At 63.9% G+C, this 15,952-nt stretch carries 15 protein-coding genes and 1 tRNA gene; 8 read left to right on the top strand and 8 right to left on the bottom strand.

Annotation, left to right across the window (positions count from 1 at the left end; translation table 11 throughout):
- Positions 1 to 9: 9 nt before the first annotated feature.
- The 3 genes from XH93_RS20535 to XH93_RS20525 form a co-directional block, all read right to left on the bottom strand.
- Positions 10 to 600, bottom strand: a complete 591-nt coding sequence (locus XH93_RS20535) for an NADH-quinone oxidoreductase subunit B family protein (RefSeq protein ID WP_139483903.1) — start codon at positions 598 to 600, stop codon at positions 10 to 12.
- A complete protein-coding gene (locus XH93_RS20530; protein WP_139483904.1) occupies positions 591 to 956 on the bottom strand; it encodes an NADH-quinone oxidoreductase subunit A in 366 nt (121 codons plus the stop codon). Before XH93_RS20530 ends, XH93_RS20535 begins: the two co-directional genes overlap by 10 nt.
- 214 nt (positions 957 to 1,170) lie before the next feature.
- Positions 1,171 to 1,686 carry a MarR family winged helix-turn-helix transcriptional regulator gene (locus XH93_RS20525; protein WP_194474943.1) on the bottom strand — a complete coding sequence of 172 codons (516 nt, stop codon included), beginning with the start codon at positions 1,684 to 1,686 and terminating at the stop codon, positions 1,171 to 1,173.
- Between the two features lie 130 nt (positions 1,687 to 1,816).
- Here XH93_RS20525 and XH93_RS20520 point away from each other — a divergent pair, with 130 nt between their 5' ends.
- Together XH93_RS20520 and XH93_RS20515 are read left to right on the top strand one after the other, a co-directional pair.
- Positions 1,817 to 3,007 (top strand): aromatic ring-hydroxylating dioxygenase subunit alpha, encoded by a 1,191-nt coding sequence (locus XH93_RS20520; RefSeq protein WP_194474942.1) that lies wholly within the window; start codon positions 1,817 to 1,819, stop codon positions 3,005 to 3,007.
- Between the two features lie 44 nt (positions 3,008 to 3,051).
- Positions 3,052 to 4,344 carry an MFS transporter gene (locus XH93_RS20515; protein ID WP_194474941.1) on the top strand — a complete coding sequence of 431 codons (1,293 nt, stop codon included), beginning with the start codon at positions 3,052 to 3,054 and terminating at the stop codon, positions 4,342 to 4,344.
- 8 nt (positions 4,345 to 4,352) lie between these two features.
- On the opposite strand, the gene XH93_RS20510 is transcribed toward XH93_RS20515, so the two are convergent.
- A complete protein-coding gene (locus tag XH93_RS20510) occupies positions 4,353 to 5,171 on the bottom strand; it encodes an alpha/beta fold hydrolase (RefSeq protein ID WP_194474940.1) in 819 nt (272 codons plus the stop codon).
- 466 nt (positions 5,172 to 5,637) lie between these two features.
- Here XH93_RS20510 and XH93_RS20505 point away from each other — a divergent pair, with 466 nt between their 5' ends.
- From XH93_RS20505 to XH93_RS20490, 4 genes are all read left to right on the top strand, one after another.
- On the top strand, positions 5,638 to 5,841 hold the full coding sequence (locus XH93_RS20505; RefSeq protein WP_139483910.1) for a hypothetical protein: 204 nt from the start codon (positions 5,638 to 5,640) through the stop codon (positions 5,839 to 5,841).
- Between the two features lie 172 nt (positions 5,842 to 6,013).
- Positions 6,014 to 6,214: a hypothetical protein gene (locus XH93_RS20500; protein WP_139483911.1), complete on the top strand. Its 201-nt coding sequence runs from the start codon at positions 6,014 to 6,016 to the stop codon at positions 6,212 to 6,214.
- Positions 6,215 to 6,225: 11 nt separating this feature from the next.
- On the top strand, positions 6,226 to 6,420 hold the full coding sequence (locus tag XH93_RS20495) for a hypothetical protein (protein WP_194474939.1): 195 nt from the start codon (positions 6,226 to 6,228) through the stop codon (positions 6,418 to 6,420).
- Between the two features lie 152 nt (positions 6,421 to 6,572).
- Entirely contained in the window at positions 6,573 to 7,928 is a 1,356-nt protein-coding gene (locus tag XH93_RS20490; RefSeq protein WP_194474938.1) for a hypothetical protein, read from the top strand.
- 25 nt (positions 7,929 to 7,953) lie between these two features.
- Here the strand turns inward: XH93_RS20490 and XH93_RS20485 are convergent, their stop codons facing one another.
- Together XH93_RS20485 and XH93_RS20480 are read right to left on the bottom strand one after the other, a co-directional pair.
- Positions 7,954 to 9,123, bottom strand: a complete 1,170-nt coding sequence (locus tag XH93_RS20485) for a glycosyltransferase family 87 protein (RefSeq protein WP_194474937.1) — start codon at positions 9,121 to 9,123, stop codon at positions 7,954 to 7,956.
- 97 nt (positions 9,124 to 9,220) lie between these two features.
- Positions 9,221 to 9,297: transfer RNA gene (locus XH93_RS20480), tRNA-Asp, on the bottom strand.
- 329 nt (positions 9,298 to 9,626) lie between these two features.
- Between XH93_RS20480 and XH93_RS20475 the strand changes: the two genes are divergently transcribed.
- Together XH93_RS20475 and pepT are read left to right on the top strand one after the other, a co-directional pair.
- The gene (locus tag XH93_RS20475; protein ID WP_016847738.1) at positions 9,627 to 9,926 is read left to right on the top strand and encodes an HU family DNA-binding protein; all 300 of its coding nucleotides are present in this window, start codon (positions 9,627 to 9,629) and stop codon (positions 9,924 to 9,926) included.
- A gap of 163 nt (positions 9,927 to 10,089) precedes the next feature.
- Positions 10,090 to 11,346: a peptidase T gene (gene pepT / locus XH93_RS20470; protein ID WP_194474936.1), complete on the top strand. Its 1,257-nt coding sequence runs from the start codon at positions 10,090 to 10,092 to the stop codon at positions 11,344 to 11,346.
- Between the two features lie 434 nt (positions 11,347 to 11,780).
- Here the strand turns inward: pepT and XH93_RS20465 are convergent, their stop codons facing one another.
- Both XH93_RS20465 and XH93_RS20460 read right to left on the bottom strand, forming a co-directional pair.
- Positions 11,781 to 14,678, bottom strand: a complete 2,898-nt coding sequence (locus XH93_RS20465) for a winged helix-turn-helix domain-containing protein (protein ID WP_194474935.1) — start codon at positions 14,676 to 14,678, stop codon at positions 11,781 to 11,783.
- A 217-nt stretch (positions 14,679 to 14,895) separates the two neighbouring features.
- Positions 14,896 to 15,903 carry an aldo/keto reductase gene (locus XH93_RS20460; protein WP_194474934.1) on the bottom strand — a complete coding sequence of 336 codons (1,008 nt, stop codon included), beginning with the start codon at positions 15,901 to 15,903 and terminating at the stop codon, positions 14,896 to 14,898.
- Between the last annotated feature and the right edge of the window lie 49 nt (positions 15,904 to 15,952).

Below are 15,952 nucleotides of genomic sequence, written 5' to 3'. Positions count from 1 at the left end.
CGTAAAACCTTAGCGTTCGATAGTGCCGATACGGCGGATCTTCTTCTGCAGCAGCAGGACGCCGTAGAGCAGAGCTTCCGCCGTGGGCGGGCAGCCCGGCACGTAGATGTCGATCGGCACGATGCGATCGCAGCCGCGCACCACCGAATAGGAATAGTGATAGTAGCCGCCGCCGTTGGCGCAGGAGCCCATCGAGATGACGTAGCGCGGCTCCGGCATCTGGTCGTAGACCTTGCGCAGCGCCGGCGCCATCTTGTTGGTCAGCGTGCCGGCAACGATCATCACGTCGGACTGCCGCGGCGAGGCGCGCGGCGCGAAGCCGAAGCGCTCGACGTCGTAACGCGGCATCGAGACCTGCATCATCTCGACCGCGCAGCAGGCAAGACCGAAGGTCATCCACATCAGCGAGCCGGTGCGGGCCCAGGTGATGAGGTCGTCGGCCGCGGCGACGAAGAAGCCCTTGTCGGACAGCTCGTGATTGACCTCGAGGAAAAACGGGTCATTGGCGCCGACCGGCTTGCCGGTCGACGGATCGAGAATGCCCTTCGGAGCTTGCGCGATCGCAGGCTGCGAGGTTGCGGCGGTGGGGCTCAATCCCATTCGAGCGCGCCTTTCTTCCATTCATACGCAAACCCGACCGTCAGCACGGCCAGGAACACCATCATCGACCAGAACCCGGTTGCGCCGAGCTTGCCGAACGCCACCGCCCACGGGAACAGGAACGCCACTTCGAGGTCGAAGATGATGAAGAGGATCGCCACCAGATAGAAGCGGACGTCGAACTTCATGCGGGCGTCATCAAAAGCGTTGAATCCGCATTCATAGGCGGACAGCTTTTCCGGATCCGGCTGCTGGAACGCGACCAGGAACGGCGCCACCAGGAGCGCCAGGCCGATCAGGCTGGCGACCCCGACAAAGACCACAAGTGGAAGATAATTCTGCAGGATGCCGGTCATCGGCGATGGCCTTCTTGCTGCGGTTTCGGACGTGCCGCAGATTCGTTGATTGGAATTATTCTGAGGCTTTAGCGCAGCGCAACAGAGGGCGCAAGACAAGCTATTTTGACGCTTTTACCGTCGTCTCCGCGGGCTCGCGGCCTTGTGAGGCGGATGCGCTTGCTTCACGGGGCAACGCCGCGCAGGCCATCCGGTGCCCTGCCCCGCCGCCATATCAGCCCAGCTCTTTCTCGTCGACGAGCATTTCCGCGGCGGTCGCGGTCAGCCGGTCAATATGTCCAAGCAGGACCTCAAGATCCTGGGGATCGAGCTGTTCCAGCAAACGCCGGTTGCGCTCCTGCGCGCCGGCCACAATTGCGTCGTGGGCGGCAAGGCCTGCCTTGGTCAGGGAGACCAGCGTTTCCCGGTTGTCGCGCGGGTTGATCGCCTTGGCGACCAGCTTGCGCGCCACGAGCTCGGCCAGTGCCCGGCTGATCTGGCCCTTGTCCATGCCGACGGCTTCCGCCAGCCGCACCACGCTCATCGGCGGTCGCCGGCCAAGCGAGGCCACCAGGCCGAACTCCACCGAGGACAGCCCGGCGAGCCGCTTGTAGCGCAGGATGGCGCCGCGCTTGAGCAGATTGGCCACCACCATCAGCCGCGACGACAGCATCGCGGTGATCGGCGCCAGCTCGGCGTCGACGGCGATCGCCGGCGGCAAAGCCTTCGCAGTCTTCAGCTTCTCGGTCATCGCTAACCTCTGCCAACAAAGCAGCCCGCTGCCAAGCTAAGCGAGATCGTTGACATTGTCATCGATCTATCGTTGACTTTATCAACGACAGACGATCGCTGGCAGCAGTCCGGCGGCGGGAGGAAACGACATGACCATTACCGAGCGGGACCGCGACCTCGGCACGGCCTACGCCATGAAGCCGGCCGCGAGGCGAACCGAGCTGACCTCGGTGGTTCGCGGCACGCCGATGGGCGAATTGCTCCGCCGCTACTGGCACCCGATCGGCCTCGCCGGCGACGCCACCGATATCCCCAGGAAAGTCCGTGCGCTGGCTGAGGACCTGATCCTGTTCCGCGACAAGCATAACCGGATCGGACTGCTGCATGCCCGGTGCTGCCACCGCGGCACGACCCTTTACTATGGCAAGGTCGAGGACGACGGCATCCGCTGCTGCTATCACGGCTGGAAATTCGACACCGAGGGCCGTTGCCTCGAGCAGCCCTGCGAGCCCGAGGGCGGCCTGTTCAAGGATAAGGTCCGGCAGCCCTGGTATCCGGTGCAGGAGCGCTACGGCCTGATCTTCGCCTACATGGGTCCGGCCGAGAAACAACCGGTGCTGCCGCGCTACGAGTGTCTGGAGACCATGGACGACGGCGAGTTCGTCGAGGCCGACGATTCCTCGATCGGCGGCGGGGGACCTGCCGTGATCCCCTGCAACTGGCTGCAGCATTTCGAGAACGTGGTCGATCCCTACCACGTGCCGGTGCTGCACGGCTCGTTCTCGGGGCCGCAGTTCACCACCATGATGGCCTCGATGCCCGAGGTGAAGTTCGAGATGACGCCGCGCGGCGTCGCGGTGCGCTCGATCCGCAACCAGGACGACGGCCGGGTGTTTTACCGCGTCACCGAAGCCGCCCTGCCCACGCTGCGCGTGGTGCCCAACCCGCGGGTCGCGCAATTCGCCCGCGTCGAATCGATCGGCTGGACCCTGCCGATCGACGACACCTCATTCCGGATCTACGTCGCCGGCCGCGTCAAGAATGCGGGCGACATCGGCCGCATGCGCTCGAAGTTCAACGGCAAGTTCTGGTGGGACATGACCGAGCGGGAGCACCAGCAATTCCCCGGCGACTACGAGGCGCAGGTCGGCCAGGGCCCGGTGACGGTTCATTCCGAGGAGCATTTTGGCCAGAGCGACCGCGGCATCCTGATGATCCGCCGCATGCTCACGGACCAGCTCGAGGCGCTGGCCGCCGGGCGCGACCCGATCGGGGTGTCGTTCGACGCCGCGGCCGAGCCGGTCAAATTCGAGGCGGGGAATTACATTCGCGAGGTCTGACGGCCCGCCTCACAAACAACAATAAAGACATCGGGGGGAATGCCATGGTCGATCTCGCACCGCAGGCAGCCGCGCCGGCCGAGGCCACAGCCCGGCCCTCGGCCCGGCGCTATTACGTGCTTGGGCTGCTCACCATCGTCTACGCCCTGAACTTCCTCGACCGCACGATCTTCAACGTGCTGATCGAGCCGATCAAGAAGGAGTTCGTGCTCAGCGACACCACGATGGGCCTGCTCGCCGGCTTCGGCTTCGTGCTGTTCTATTCGCTGCTCGGCATTCCCATTGCGCGAATGGCCGACCGCCTCAACCGCCGCAACATCGTTGCGATCGCCTTCGCGTTCTGGAGCGCCATGACCTATCTCTGCGGCCTCGCCACCAGCGTCACCACGCTGGCGCTGGCGCGGATCGGCGTCGGCATCGGGGAATCCGCCGGCACCCCGGCGTCGCAATCGATGATCGCCGATCTCTTCAGCAAGAACGAACGGCCGCGCGCGCTCGGCATCTACGCCATCGGCACCTATCTCGGCGTCTTCCTCGGCTATTTCATCGGCGGCTATGTCAACCAGCATTACGGCTGGCGCACCGCCTTCTTCACCGCCGGCCTGCCCGGCATCGCACTCGCCGCGGTGCTGTGGCTCACGATCTCCGAGCCGAAGCGCGGCGCGATGGCCGAGACTTTTAAGGCCGAGCCGATCGGGCCGACGCTGCGCTTCCTCGTCTCGCAGCCGAGTTTTGTGATCGTGCTGATCGGGTTCTGCCTGACGACCTACACCAACTACGCCACCGCGGTGTGGATCCCGCCGTTCCTGGCGCGCATCCATCACCTCACGAGCGCCGAGATCGGCACCTATGCCGGCACCTTCAAGGGCCTCGCCGGCATGGCCGGCACGCTGGTCGGCGGCCTCGTCGTGGCGCAGATCAGCCGCCGCGACGACCGCTGGAAATTATGGGCGCCGGCGATCATGTCCGGCCTCGCCGGCCCGGTGTTCGCGCTCTGCATGCTGACGCCGAGCTTTGCGCTGATGGTCGCAACCCTGGCGCTGACCTCGTTCATGGTCGGCTTCCATCTCGGCCCGATCTTCGCGATCGCCCAGACCGTGGCAAAGCCGAGCATGCGGGCGCTGGCCTCGGCGATCGTGCTGCTCACCGCGACCTGCTTCGGCCAGGGCGTCGGCCCGCTCGCCGTCGGTATCATCAACGACGCGCTGAAGGGCGCTTACGGCGTCGACGCGGTGCGCTACTCGCTGCTGTCGGCCGCGGTGACCACCACGCTCGGCGCCCTGCTCTTTGTCTGGGCCGCGCGCTGGATCCGCTCGGACATCGCGCGCGCGAGTTAGCCGCCGTCTCAGCTCGCCATGAACGCGAGCATGTCGGACAGCAGGCGCTCGCTGTGCGTCAGCGGCAACGCGTGCGGGGCACCGGCGTAGACGGTGAGCCTGCTGCCTTTGATCAGCTTGGCCGTTCTCGCACTGGTCAACGGCAACGGCGCGCTGGCATCGCTGTCGCCGTGCACGATCAAGGTCGGACGATCGATGCCGGCGGCCGCGGCGCGAAGATCGGCGTGCGCAATGGTCTTGCGGCACGCCAGCACCACCGGCAGCGGCACGCGCAGCATCATCTGCCGGATCCAGGCGCGCGTGATCTCCGGCGTCTCGGGCACGAAGAACGGCGGCTCGTTGGCCGTGATCCAGGCCGGAAAATCCCGCGCAATCGCGGCGAGGTCAGCCTCGATCATTGCCTTCGGGATCGCGTCCGGATTGTCGTCAGTCGCAACCAGACACGGTGTCGTCGGCGCCACCAGCACCAGCTGCGCAATCCGCTTCGATCCGTAACGCGCCAGATAGTTCACGGCCTCGGCGGTTCCCATCGAGAAGCCGACCAGGGTCACGTCGTGCAAATCGCGCTGCTCGAGCACATCGGCGACGTCGTCGGTCAGCGTATCCAGATCATAGCCATGCGACGGCATCTCGGATCGGCCGTGCCCGCGCCGGTCAGGCGCTATGCAGCGAAAGCCCCTGCCGTTGAGCGCTGCGATTTGGCCGCCCCAGGTGCTCGCATCGAACGTCCACGCCGATAGCAGCCGCACCGGGCGGCCGGCACCCCAGTCCTGCACGAACAGTTTTGTGCCATCCCTCGCGGTCGCGTAGAGCGGTCGGCCGTTCATCGCGTATCTCCCTTGCAGATCGATCGGCGCCGTCGCTGCCGATGAGCCGACCATCGCAAAGGGAGATCACCGGTGCGATTACGCGTCAGGTAACACGCCGATGTGCCTCGGCGGCCTCGGTGAGGCGGAACGTTGGCGGATAGGTTTCCCGCCTGTTGACGCCGAGCTTGAAATCGAACTCGGCCGCGGCAAGGACAGGTTTACCAAGCATTGCGGCGGCGACCGTCGCGGAGCCCGTTCCCAGCACACCCTGCGGGTCATGACCATTGTTTTCATTACTGTTTTTCTCCCAGACCCGGTTTGGGCCTGGGCCAGCTGGCGGGCCGCCGGCCGCGCCGGCGAGCCGCCCGCGAAACCAAACCGCCGGCGGGATGAAACCATTTCGGGGAACCCACGAAACGATCCGGAAACAGATGGGCCTTACGAATCCATGCAACAGACGGCGCGTAGACGCCCGGAGGCGATCATGAACCACTCGATCCATTCAGCGGACCGCTCGACCCACCTCAAGATTGTGGTCGTCGCGCTCGTGGCCGGCATCGCGGTTGCAGCTCTTGGCATTTCGGCCCGCAACAACGCGGACTTCACCCAGACCGCGCAGTCCACCCAGGTCATCAAGGCCGGCAAGCCGGTCGCGATCACCTCGTCGGGGACCTCGACCGTCCGCTAAACGTTTTCCAGGCATCGGCAGCAAGACGGCCGCCCCCTGGGCGGCCTTTCGCGTTTCGCCGGGCGCGACTCTTAACTGCCTCCTAATGCGGTCGCTCGATTGCGATCCACTCCGCGACCCCAGTCTTAAAAGTTGTTCCGTAAGGTTGGCGTCAACAGGGGCTCAGGCCACGATGAATTTGCAGCAGCAAACCATTTCATCCGGTTTCAAGATTGTCTGTACCGATTGCGGCGGCTTGTCGATCAAGGCGACCGATCCGGCGCATACGTCCGACGACACCATCATCGAATGCCGCCGTTGCAGCGCAGTCCGCGGCACGATGGCGGACCTGCATGTGCTGGCGCAGCGCAGCAGCGACCTGTTCGAATTCTAGGACGCCGGCCGATGCTGTCAGATCCGAAAGCAGCCCAGCTCAGCGACAGCGTGCCGATCGACACGATCTGGTCGATCCTCGATGCTGCCAACGAGCTCGGTGACGCGCACACGGTCGAAGCCTGCCGCCGCGCCATCGACGCCAACCTGCGCGGCGATGCCGCGGTGGAAGCCGACCTCGCAGCGATCGCCGCGTTCTTCGCCTGAACTTGTGCAACGATGCGCCGCGATCGCTGCGCGTCGCGCTTCAGTCAGAAACAAATCAACACAGAACGAGACCTAGCTTAACCTGGTTTAACTTGCCCGGTTCCGAGCTTTGCTGACTAGCTGTCACGCAGCTTTCGGAATCGGACCGGCCGATGAACCTGACGCAAGACGACCTGATGGTCGGAAGTTCAATTCTCGGATTTTTCGTCGTCAGCATCGTGTCGATGATCGCCTGCGGGCACGCGTTTCCCGCGATGCATTTCTGGCGCTCCGACCATTTCACCGCACAGGCCGTGCTCGGCACGGCGATCATGCTCGCCTTCATTCCGGCGTTTGTCGCAGGACGATTCAGCTTCGGCTACATGGTCGCCTTCGCGCTGCTGTCGGCGGTGTTCGGCTTCGTTTGGCTCAGCCATTTCAGCGCGTTCGACTATCCCCATGCCATCGCGCGCTGGGCCATGATCGCCGCGCTGGCCGCGGTGATCATCCCGCTCCTGTTCCAGGATATCCCGATCTGGCGACCCGAGCTGTCGGAAGCCGTGTTGCGCCGCATCGTGATGTTGCTGCTCGGGATGGCGTTCGCCGTGCTGATTGCCGACCTGTCCTATGGGGCCAGCCTTGGCGATCCCTACGGCGCAGCCCGCAACATCGTGACGCGACCGGCGCTGCTGAACTATCTGACCGGGATCATCATCGGAGCCGTGCTGCCGTATCTGTTCGCGCATTTTGCCACGCGCAGGCAGTCGATGGCCGCGGTCGGCGTGCTGCTGTTTGCGATCTGCTTCTATCCAGTCGTCAACAACAAGACCATTCTGCTGTTGCCGATCTGGCTGCCGTTCCTGTTCTGGCTGTTCGGCCGCTTCGACCCGCGGCTCGCGACCGTGCTGGCGTTTCTGGTGCCGATCATGATCGGTCTCGCCGCCTTCTTCGTCCTCCCGGACAAGAGCTACGTCGTATTCAGCGCCATCAACCTGCGCTTCATCGCGATCCCCTCGCTGGCGCTTGATCACTATGCCGACTTCTTCGCGCGCCGCGAGCTGACGCATTTCTGCCAGGTATCCGTCCTGCGACATCTGCACGGCTGCGGCTATGGCGAGCTCGGACCGACGCTTGCGGCGGTCTATCGCGACGGCAATTTCAACGCCTCCTTCCTTGCCACCGAAGGCATCGCCTCGGTCGGTCTTGCCTTCGCACCGGTTGCAGCGTTCGTCTGCGGCCTGGTTCTGTCGGTCGGCTCGATCGCCTCGCGCCATCTGTCGCCGCGCTTCGTCGCGGTCTCGTCCGGCATCGCGGTCCAGGCGATCCTGAACGTGCCGCTGACGACCAGCATGCTGTCGAACGGAGTGGCCGTGCTGTTCCTGCTGTGGTGGCTGACGCCCGAATGGCGTCCGGAGTTTTCCCACAGTCCCGAACCGATCGCCCGGCCGATCAGTGCTGTTGGTCTTGCGCCATCCTGGACGTCGCAGACGGCGCAGCAGAGTTCTCAGGGAACCCGGATCGGAGCTTGAGTCGACAGAGCTTGGGCTTCAGTGGTCACCGGCTGGCGTTGTGAGTTAGCACCGGCCGACGGTGAAGCACGAGCACAATCAGCGCGACCGTCAGCAGCGGCGCGGGCCTGCTCACCGGAATGAGAACGGGCGGGCTGACCAATGGCACCAGCCAGACCAACAGCGCCAATGTCCAGCACCACAGCGGCGGGCGCGGCGCATCCAACACCGTCAGCCAAAGGACTGCGGCTAGCATGAGCAGTTCTTGATCGTAGGGTCCGGAATGCGGCGCCGCGAGCAGCGTCGCGGCGAGAAAGACCGCCATCCTCTCTCTCACGCCCAGCTGTGACCGGAACGCGATCACAACGGAGGCCGCAGCAAACAAGGCTGCGAGCAGCTGGAGCCCGGACGCCAGGCCCTGCGGCGCGCCAAGCAGCATCGCGCAGGTGTAGACACTGTTGCCCCAAATCCTGCCGACCTCGATCCATTTGGTGTTGGAGCCGGTCAGATTCTCGACCATGAGGGGAAACCAGCGCAGCCAGAGCTCCCATCCGAATATCGCCCCGCTCGCCGCCGCCAGGGCCAACGCGGACAGGCCGGCGGCCCAGAAGGCGCGCCATTGCCCGGCGGCGATCAGGGCCAGCGGCACCAGAATGCAGAACTGCGGCTTGAAGGTCAGCAATCCGAGGATCAATCCCCCCAGCACGGGACGAGACTTGAGCAGGCGCAGACCGCCGACAACCAACGCGGCCACCAGAAAGACCGCTTGGCCATCGATCACATTGATGAAGGCCGCAGGACAGAGCAGAACGATCGCAAGCAGGACTTCGGATGTCGCCCGGTCATCCGCTCTGAACCGCAGCGCGACGGCCAGCAGGCCGGCGGTCGCGAGCTGGAACGCAACATAGGAGGCAAAGAAGCCCAGCGGGGCAAATGGCAGCAACAGCAGAAGGAAGCTCGGCGGATAGGCCCATGGCCGCAGGTCGAGTGGCTTGGAGAGCCAACCGGCAAAAGCCGTGTTGAGGAAATCGGTGAAGCGCTCGGCGTCGAAAATCAGCGATGCGTGGCCATCCAGCACCGAGCGGATGGCACCGTAGAACACCATCCAGTCGGTGCCGAGGGTATTGTAGTTGACCCCGATCTTGCCGGGATAGGGAATGGTCGTGAGCAGAACCGTCAGCGCATAGATCGACGTGATCAGTCCGCCGACCAGCACGCCCCTCGGCGGACGCAACACTGTCTGCCTGGCGTCGGAGTGCCCATCCCTTATGACACTTCTCAAAGCTGGAACTTGGGCTAAGCCGTTGAAAATATGGCGCGAGAGACGGGACTCGAACCCGCGGCCTCCGCCGTGACAGGGCGGCGCTCTAACCAACTGAGCTACTCCCGCGGATGCCGATCATCGGATTGATCCGCGCAGGACCGACGGCATAATGGTCCTCATCTCGTTAGTCAAGGACGTTGCGGAAGTCCGCACGGGACAGGCGTTTTTGCGCCGGCGATGCAAGTTGCGCCCAATTTTCGGGCAAAACAGCGGTGTCGGCAAAGCCCCGAATCAAATAAGGCCTGATACGTCTTGGTTTCCTGAACCGGCCTAGGCGCTGACCCTGTTCATAACTGGTGGTTTCAGGACTCTTGCAGACGGATTTTGCTGACGCGAACGGGTTTGCCATTCGCGCGAAAACACCAATCCAGCCATTCAGCAACGAGGAGGGACACATGGCGAAGAAAGCAGCGACCCCGGCGACGATCACGCTGAAGCATCTGGCGGCGGCCATCGCCGAAGAGCAGGAGCTGTCCAAGAAGCAGGCCGAGGCGATCCTGACCGACATGGTCACGCGGATCACCAAGCACCTGAAGAAGGGCGAGCGGATCAGGATCGTCGGCCTCGGCATCCTCCAGGTCCGCAAGCGCGCCGCCCGCATGGGCCGCAATCCGGCGACCGGCGAGCAGATCCACATCAAGGCCAGCAAGAAGGTCGCCTTCCGGGCCGCCAAGGAGCTGAAGGAAGCCGTCTAGGCCTCCCTGCAGATCCCGTTAAACAAAGCGTCATTCCGGCTCGCGACGCGGCCCCGGAATGGCGCTTTTCTGTTAGAGAGCCGGTATATTCCTGGCTTCGACACGTTTGACGCGAACCGCCTTCGCTCGAAAACGTTACCCCCTCATCCTTTGCGCGGTTTTCATGCTGGCACCGGCTCTCGACTTCAAGCACACCGTCACCGAGCGCTTCCTGCGCTACGTCGTGATCGACACCCAGTCCGATCCCGATTCGCCGACCTGCCCCTCGACCGAGAAGCAGAAGAATCTCGGCCGCCAGCTGGTCGCCGAGTTGCAGGCGATGGGACTGGTGGACGCCCATCTCGACGAGCACGGCTATGTCTACGCCACGATCCCGGCCAACACCGACAAGACGGTGCCGGTGATCTGCTTCTGCTCGCACATGGACACCTCGCCCGACTGCACCGGCAAGGACGTCAGGCCGCAGATCGTGAAAAACTACCGCGGCGGCGACATCGTGCTGCCGGCCGATTCCACCCAGGTGATCCGCGCCGCCGAGCATGCGGCGTTGGCCGAGCAGATCGGCAACGACATCATCACCACCGACGGCACCACCCTGCTCGGCGCCGACAACAAGGCCGGCCTCGCCGAGATCATGGATGCCGCGCATTTCCTCGTCAGCAACCCGCAGGTCAAGCACGGCACCATCAAGATCCTGTTCACGCCGGACGAGGAGATCGGCCGCGGCGTCGACAAGGTCGACATCAAAAAGCTCGGCGCCGACTTCGGCTACACCATGGACGGTGAAAGCGCCGGCCATATCGAGGACGAGACCTTCTCCGCCGACGGCGCCAGCATCATGATCGAGGGCGTCGCCACCCATCCGGGCTTTGCCAAGGGCAAGATGGAGCACGCGATCAAGATCGCGGCCGCGATCGTCGACCGCCTGCCGAAGGACACCTGCTCGCCCGAGACCACCGAGGGCAAGGAGGGCTTTCTGCATCCGGTCGCGATCTCGGGCGCGCTGGAGAAGGCGCGGATCGACTTCATCGTGCGCGACTTCACCGAGGCCGGCCTGAAGCAGAAGGAGGCGCTGCTCGAGGCCATCGTGAAGGACGTCATGACGGCCTATCCGCGCTCGAGCTATCGCATGGAGGTCAAGCAGCAATACCGCAACATGAAAGAGGTGATCGACCGCCATCCGGAGGTCGTCGCCAACGCGATCGAGGCGATCAAGCGCGCCGGCCTGACCCCGGTGAAGACCTCAATCCGCGGCGGCACCGACGGCTCGCGGCTGTCGTTCATGGGACTGCCCTGCCCCAACATTTTCGCCGGCGAGCACGCCTTCCATTCCCGGCTCGAATGGGTCAGCCGCCAGGACATGGAGAAGGCGGTGCAGACCATCGTCCACCTGGCCATGATTTGGGAAGAACGGGCCTAGGTCGCGACGAAGTCAGGTTGGAACCGGGGCTGACCGCCACACGCGCTCGCCGTCGCAGGGCGCACCGCCAAACCAGCGAAAACAACCCCATGCAAAGTAGCCGTTCGGGCAAAACAGCGGTATTATTCTACTATTCCGAACCCAGGCTCGCCCCGCTTCCCGCAACCGGGAGCGGCGAAGCAAGTCTGCGGTCCGACTAGGCCGTGTATCCATAAACCCAGCGGCGTGATGCAACGAACGCAATGTCCGCTTTGCCCTATAGCGGCTGAGTTCGTGCGGCGGCGCAATATGTCGCGATGCCATGAGCGGAAGTATCCGCGAGAGCAGCGGATGCCGGAGGCACTTGCCGCCCTCCAGAAGTCCGAGATCGAAAAATGGTGGCCGTGATCCTTCTGAAGAATAGCTTGCCAATTGCATCAACTTCATTCCGGGGGTCATTTTTTTAAGAGTCCCACACCACTTGTCCTGTCCGCTATCTGAGTCAACAATCGAGAGGCACGAACAAGGTCTTGCGTACCAAACCCTTCGGTAAATTCATCAAGAATCGGAGCAAGCAATCGAACCGCTTTTATCTCGCGGTCTGTCGCCGCCCATTGAACGGCGAGGTCGGTGGCGATCCGAAGCGCGAAGGTCAACGCGCCGATGGCGCGAGCTTCAGCCAGCGCCTGTTGTAACAGCTTTTCGGCATGCATCGTTTCGCCGGCGTGGACAAGGATCGATGCATCGACCCGCTGAAGTTCCGAGCGGCACCAGCGCTCGCCCTGTCGTTCATGATGGTCGATCGCTCGCGTGATGGCATCACGCGCTTCCGCGATCCGCCCTTGCCGCAGATAAGCGCGAGCGAGGAAAGCCAGATAGCTGCCGATCCGCATCAGGAAGCGGCATTCGATCAGTTCGTCAATCGCGGCTCGAACATCCTCCACCGCGCGCGGATCGCCACGCAAGTCGCGCAGGCAGGCGGAGAAATAGCGCTCGACCGGAACCCAGCGCGAGATGCGCTCGCGTTCCAGGTTGCGACGCAGCCGTTCTGTGAAGATCTCAAGCGCGCCAAGATCGCCGGTTTCGAGCGAGATAGGAAGTGCGGCGAGCCCGAGTGCGTTCGACTGCGACACCCAATGGCCCCCGCGGTCCGCAGCATCAACGGCATCGCGCGCCAGCCTGGTGGCGTAGTCGGCTTGCCCCTGCATCCACGCTACAAAGGGCAGGTTGAAGCGGACGGTGATGAAGCGGTAGACCTCGTTCGCGTCCTTGCGCGAACGGCCCTCCGCCAGCGAATGGGTTGCCGCGAGCCGATCGAGAACCGGGCGGCTCTTGCTTAATTCGCCTGCGAAGGCGCGGGCCCAGGCCAGGGCCCTGTCGGCTTCGGATGTCGCCGTCAAATCGCGGTCCCGGTCGGCCAGCGAGGTGGCCTCCTCAAGATAGGTTATGGCACGCGCGACTTCGCCGATCTGCAGCAGGTAGAACGCAAAACCCACCAGCGCGCGCTGCTGATAGTCGATGCTGCCGGCGCGCCTTGCGAAGGCGATCGCATCAAGCCAGGCGACCTCGTTCTCATTCGAAATCTTGCGGGCGTAGAACAGGCTCCATCCGAGGGCACAGGCGAGCTTTGCCTTCGACAGATCGTCGCACCCGACGCTCTTGGCCAAGGCGAGTGCGCCCTCTAGCCGCGCCTGCGCCTCCGATAAGATGGAGGTTTCCGACCACAGGGTGATCGCCGCAACCGCAAGCCTGATGCCGAGGATGGCATCGCCCTGCTCGCCGAACGACCATGACAGCGCGGTTCTCAGATCGGCTATGCGGCCGAGGTAGCGCTCGGTCCAATCAGCCGGCTCGCGCCAGTTCCACTCCTCCTCGGACTGCTCGAACAGCGCAAGCATGCGCTCCGCATGGCGGCGCAGCGCCCGGCCGCATGCCGGATCGCCCTCACGCCGCTCGGCGGCATAGCGGCGGGTGCTGTCGAGCAGCCGGTAGCGCAGGCTCGCGCCCCGGACCTGCGCGCTCAACAGTGATTTGGCGACGAGGCTGCCGAGTCCGGTCACGACGTCCACTGGCGTGAGCCCTGCCGCTTCCGCGACGAAGACCGCATCCTCGATCTCGAACCCGTCGCTGAACACGGACAGCAGGGCGAACAGCCTGGCTTCCTTCTGCGGCAGCAGCCGGAAGCTCCACTCAATCGTCGCCATCAGGGTCTCATGGCGCGGCGGCGCGCCGTCGGTCCTGGCAGCCCTAAAACCGAGCTTCTGATCGAGGATGACCAACAACTCCCGCGGAGTGAACCTGCCGATCTGAGCCGCAGCCAATTCGATGGCCAGTGGAAGTCCGTCCAGCGAATGGCAGACCGCGGCGATGGCTTCGCAATCATCGTCGACGAACTCGTAGTCCGACCATTCGGCGGCGCGGCGGACGAACAACTCCACCGCCGGGAACCTGACAGCCTGATCAACCGACAGCCCCTGGCCAGATCTCGGAGAAGCTAGAGCGCCAAGCCGCACGACATGCTCAGTGGTGGTGCCGAGCGGCTCGCGACTGGTCGCAAGCAGCCGGGATGGCGATGTGTCCGTCATGAACTTGCTGGCAAAGATTGTGGCGGCGGGCAGCACATGCTCGCAATTGTCGAGGACGAGCAGCATCTGCCGCGGCCTTAGAAAGTCGAGGACAGCAGCCAGACCAATGTCCGTATTGCCTCTGATACCGAGTGCAGTCACCAGCGCCGCGCCGAACAGAGTAGGATCGGAGATCGTAGCGAGATCGACGAAGCAGACGCCGTCGCGATACCTTGACGCAAATCCCTGGGCGACGGCCACGGCTACGGTCGTCTTACCGATCCCTCCTGCTCCGGCCAGGGTCACGTGCCTGTCCCCAGCGAGCAGATCGGCGATTTCGGCGATGTCGGCTTCGCGGCCGACGATGCCGCGCGGCAATGGCGGGTGCGAAAGGGGGAGCGGATCGGCCGGCGTAGGCTCCTCCTCGATCTCGCCTATGCCGACCCGGACATCGGCGATGAATTTGTACCCGCGCCGCGCCACGGTGGCGATGTAGATGGGCTCGATCTGGGTGTCTCCCAGCGAGCGCCGCAAGCTCCACATATTGACCTTAAGATTGCTGTCGTGGACGAACGTGCCCGGCCAGGCTGCCGCCATCAGCTCGTTCTTGCTGACTAGCTCGCCACGGCGCTGCACCAGCAGCCGCAAGAGCTCAAACGCGCGTCCGCCCAGTTTGACGGGACGCTCGTCGAGAAGGAGCAACTGACGGCCGGGCACCAGTCGAAACGGGCCGAAGCTGAATGTCAGCTCCTGTCGAGGTGCGCCCCGTTGCCGTGCAGCAGTCCGCATTTAGCATTGCCAATCGATCGAGGAGATCGCCTGGTATTATCATGCGCTGCAAACTTGTTGAAGTGAGCCATCTTGAAATTACATGACTACCGCGCAAAACGGCTCGTGTAGGGGCTTCTGACCAATTTTTAGGCTTGTCGAGACCCGCCATGCACACAACCTCGACGCTGTCATCGGCGAGTTTCGGAAGCTTGGCGAACTATTCTTTCACATGCACTCAGCCGGGGAGCGGAGCCGCGGGGTTGACGAGCGCCTCCGAACGGAGCTCGCGCCAGAAATCGGCGGGAATGACTTCCTCGAGCGCCGCGCGATCCTCAGCGATGCGGCCTGGACGGCTCGCTCCGGGAATGACGGCAGCCACCACCGGGTTTGCCAGCGCGAACTGCAGGCCTGCCGCCTTCATGCTGATGCCGTAGCGGTCGGCGATCGCCTTGATCCGCGCCACCTTGTTGAGGATTTCCGCAGGCGCCGGAGCATATTCGAAGTTCGGACCGCCGACGAGTGCGCCGGAGCTGTAGGGTCCGCCGACGACGATCGCGAGCTCATGCTCCGCAACCATCGGGATCACCTGCTGAAGCGCCCTTGCATGATCGAGCAGCGTGTAGCGGCCCGCGAGCAGGAAGCCGTCGGGGCGCGGCTCTTCGAGCGCGAGCAGCAGTTCGATCGGCTCGACCCGGTTGACGCCGAGGCCCCATGCCTTGATCACGCCTTCGTCGCGCAACTGGTCGAGCGCCGTGAACGCGCCCTTGCGTGCGCTTTCGAAGACCGAAAGCCATTCGTCGCCGTAGAAGTCCTGCGCCACGTCATGCACGAAGGCGATGTCAATATGGGAGATAGCGAGCCGCTTCAGACTGTCCTCGATCGAGCGCAGCGTCGCGTCCCGGGAATAGTCGTTCACAATCTTGTTCGGACGCCCGTATTTGAACACGCCCCCTTTTTCGCCGAGGTCACGGGCGCCGACATCTTCGATCTCGTCCAGGATCAATCTTCCGACCTTGGTGCTGACGACATAGTCGCTTCGCGGCCGGTCGGCGAGCGCGGCGCCCATGCGGATCTCGGCAAGACCCGCGCCATAGAAGGGCGCGGTGTCGAAGTAGCGGATGCCGTCGTCCCAGGCCGCATTCACCGTTGCGAGCGCTTCTTGCTCCGGGATGTCGCGAAACATGTTGCCGAGCGGCGCCGCGCCGAACCCCAATCTTCCCGGCAGAATATCCTTGAGGGCCATATTGCGAGTCCTTGTGTGCGACAGACAAGTCCGTCCGTGCGCGGTGCCG

Origin of the sequence: Bradyrhizobium sp. CCBAU 51753 (assembly GCF_015291565.1) — a bacterium.
Classification (GTDB): domain Bacteria; phylum Pseudomonadota; class Alphaproteobacteria; order Rhizobiales; family Xanthobacteraceae; genus Bradyrhizobium; species Bradyrhizobium ivorense.
This window is presented reverse-complemented; position numbering and strand designations above follow the sequence as displayed.

Coding starts and splice junctions, on each gene's coding strand:
- XH93_RS20535 (WP_139483903.1), bottom strand. CDS start 600: ATGGGATTGAGCCCCACCGCCGCAACCTCGCAGCCTGCGATCGCGCAA.
- XH93_RS20530 (WP_139483904.1), bottom strand. CDS start 956: ATGACCGGCATCCTGCAGAATTATCTTCCACTTGTGGTCTTTGTCGGG.
- XH93_RS20525 (WP_194474943.1), bottom strand. CDS start 1,686: ATGACCGAGAAGCTGAAGACTGCGAAGGCTTTGCCGCCGGCGATCGCC.
- XH93_RS20520 (WP_194474942.1), top strand. CDS start 1,817: ATGACCATTACCGAGCGGGACCGCGACCTCGGCACGGCCTACGCCATG.
- XH93_RS20515 (WP_194474941.1), top strand. CDS start 3,052: ATGGTCGATCTCGCACCGCAGGCAGCCGCGCCGGCCGAGGCCACAGCC.
- XH93_RS20510 (WP_194474940.1), bottom strand. CDS start 5,171: ATGAACGGCCGACCGCTCTACGCGACCGCGAGGGATGGCACAAAACTG.
- XH93_RS20505 (WP_139483910.1), top strand. CDS start 5,638: ATGAACCACTCGATCCATTCAGCGGACCGCTCGACCCACCTCAAGATT.
- XH93_RS20500 (WP_139483911.1), top strand. CDS start 6,014: ATGAATTTGCAGCAGCAAACCATTTCATCCGGTTTCAAGATTGTCTGT.
- XH93_RS20495 (WP_194474939.1), top strand. CDS start 6,226: ATGCTGTCAGATCCGAAAGCAGCCCAGCTCAGCGACAGCGTGCCGATC.
- XH93_RS20490 (WP_194474938.1), top strand. CDS start 6,573: ATGAACCTGACGCAAGACGACCTGATGGTCGGAAGTTCAATTCTCGGA.
- XH93_RS20475 (WP_016847738.1), top strand. CDS start 9,627: ATGGCGAAGAAAGCAGCGACCCCGGCGACGATCACGCTGAAGCATCTG.
- pepT (WP_194474936.1), top strand. CDS start 10,090: ATGCTGGCACCGGCTCTCGACTTCAAGCACACCGTCACCGAGCGCTTC.
- XH93_RS20465 (WP_194474935.1), bottom strand. CDS start 14,678: ATGCGGACTGCTGCACGGCAACGGGGCGCACCTCGACAGGAGCTGACA.
- XH93_RS20460 (WP_194474934.1), bottom strand. CDS start 15,903: ATGGCCCTCAAGGATATTCTGCCGGGAAGATTGGGGTTCGGCGCGGCG.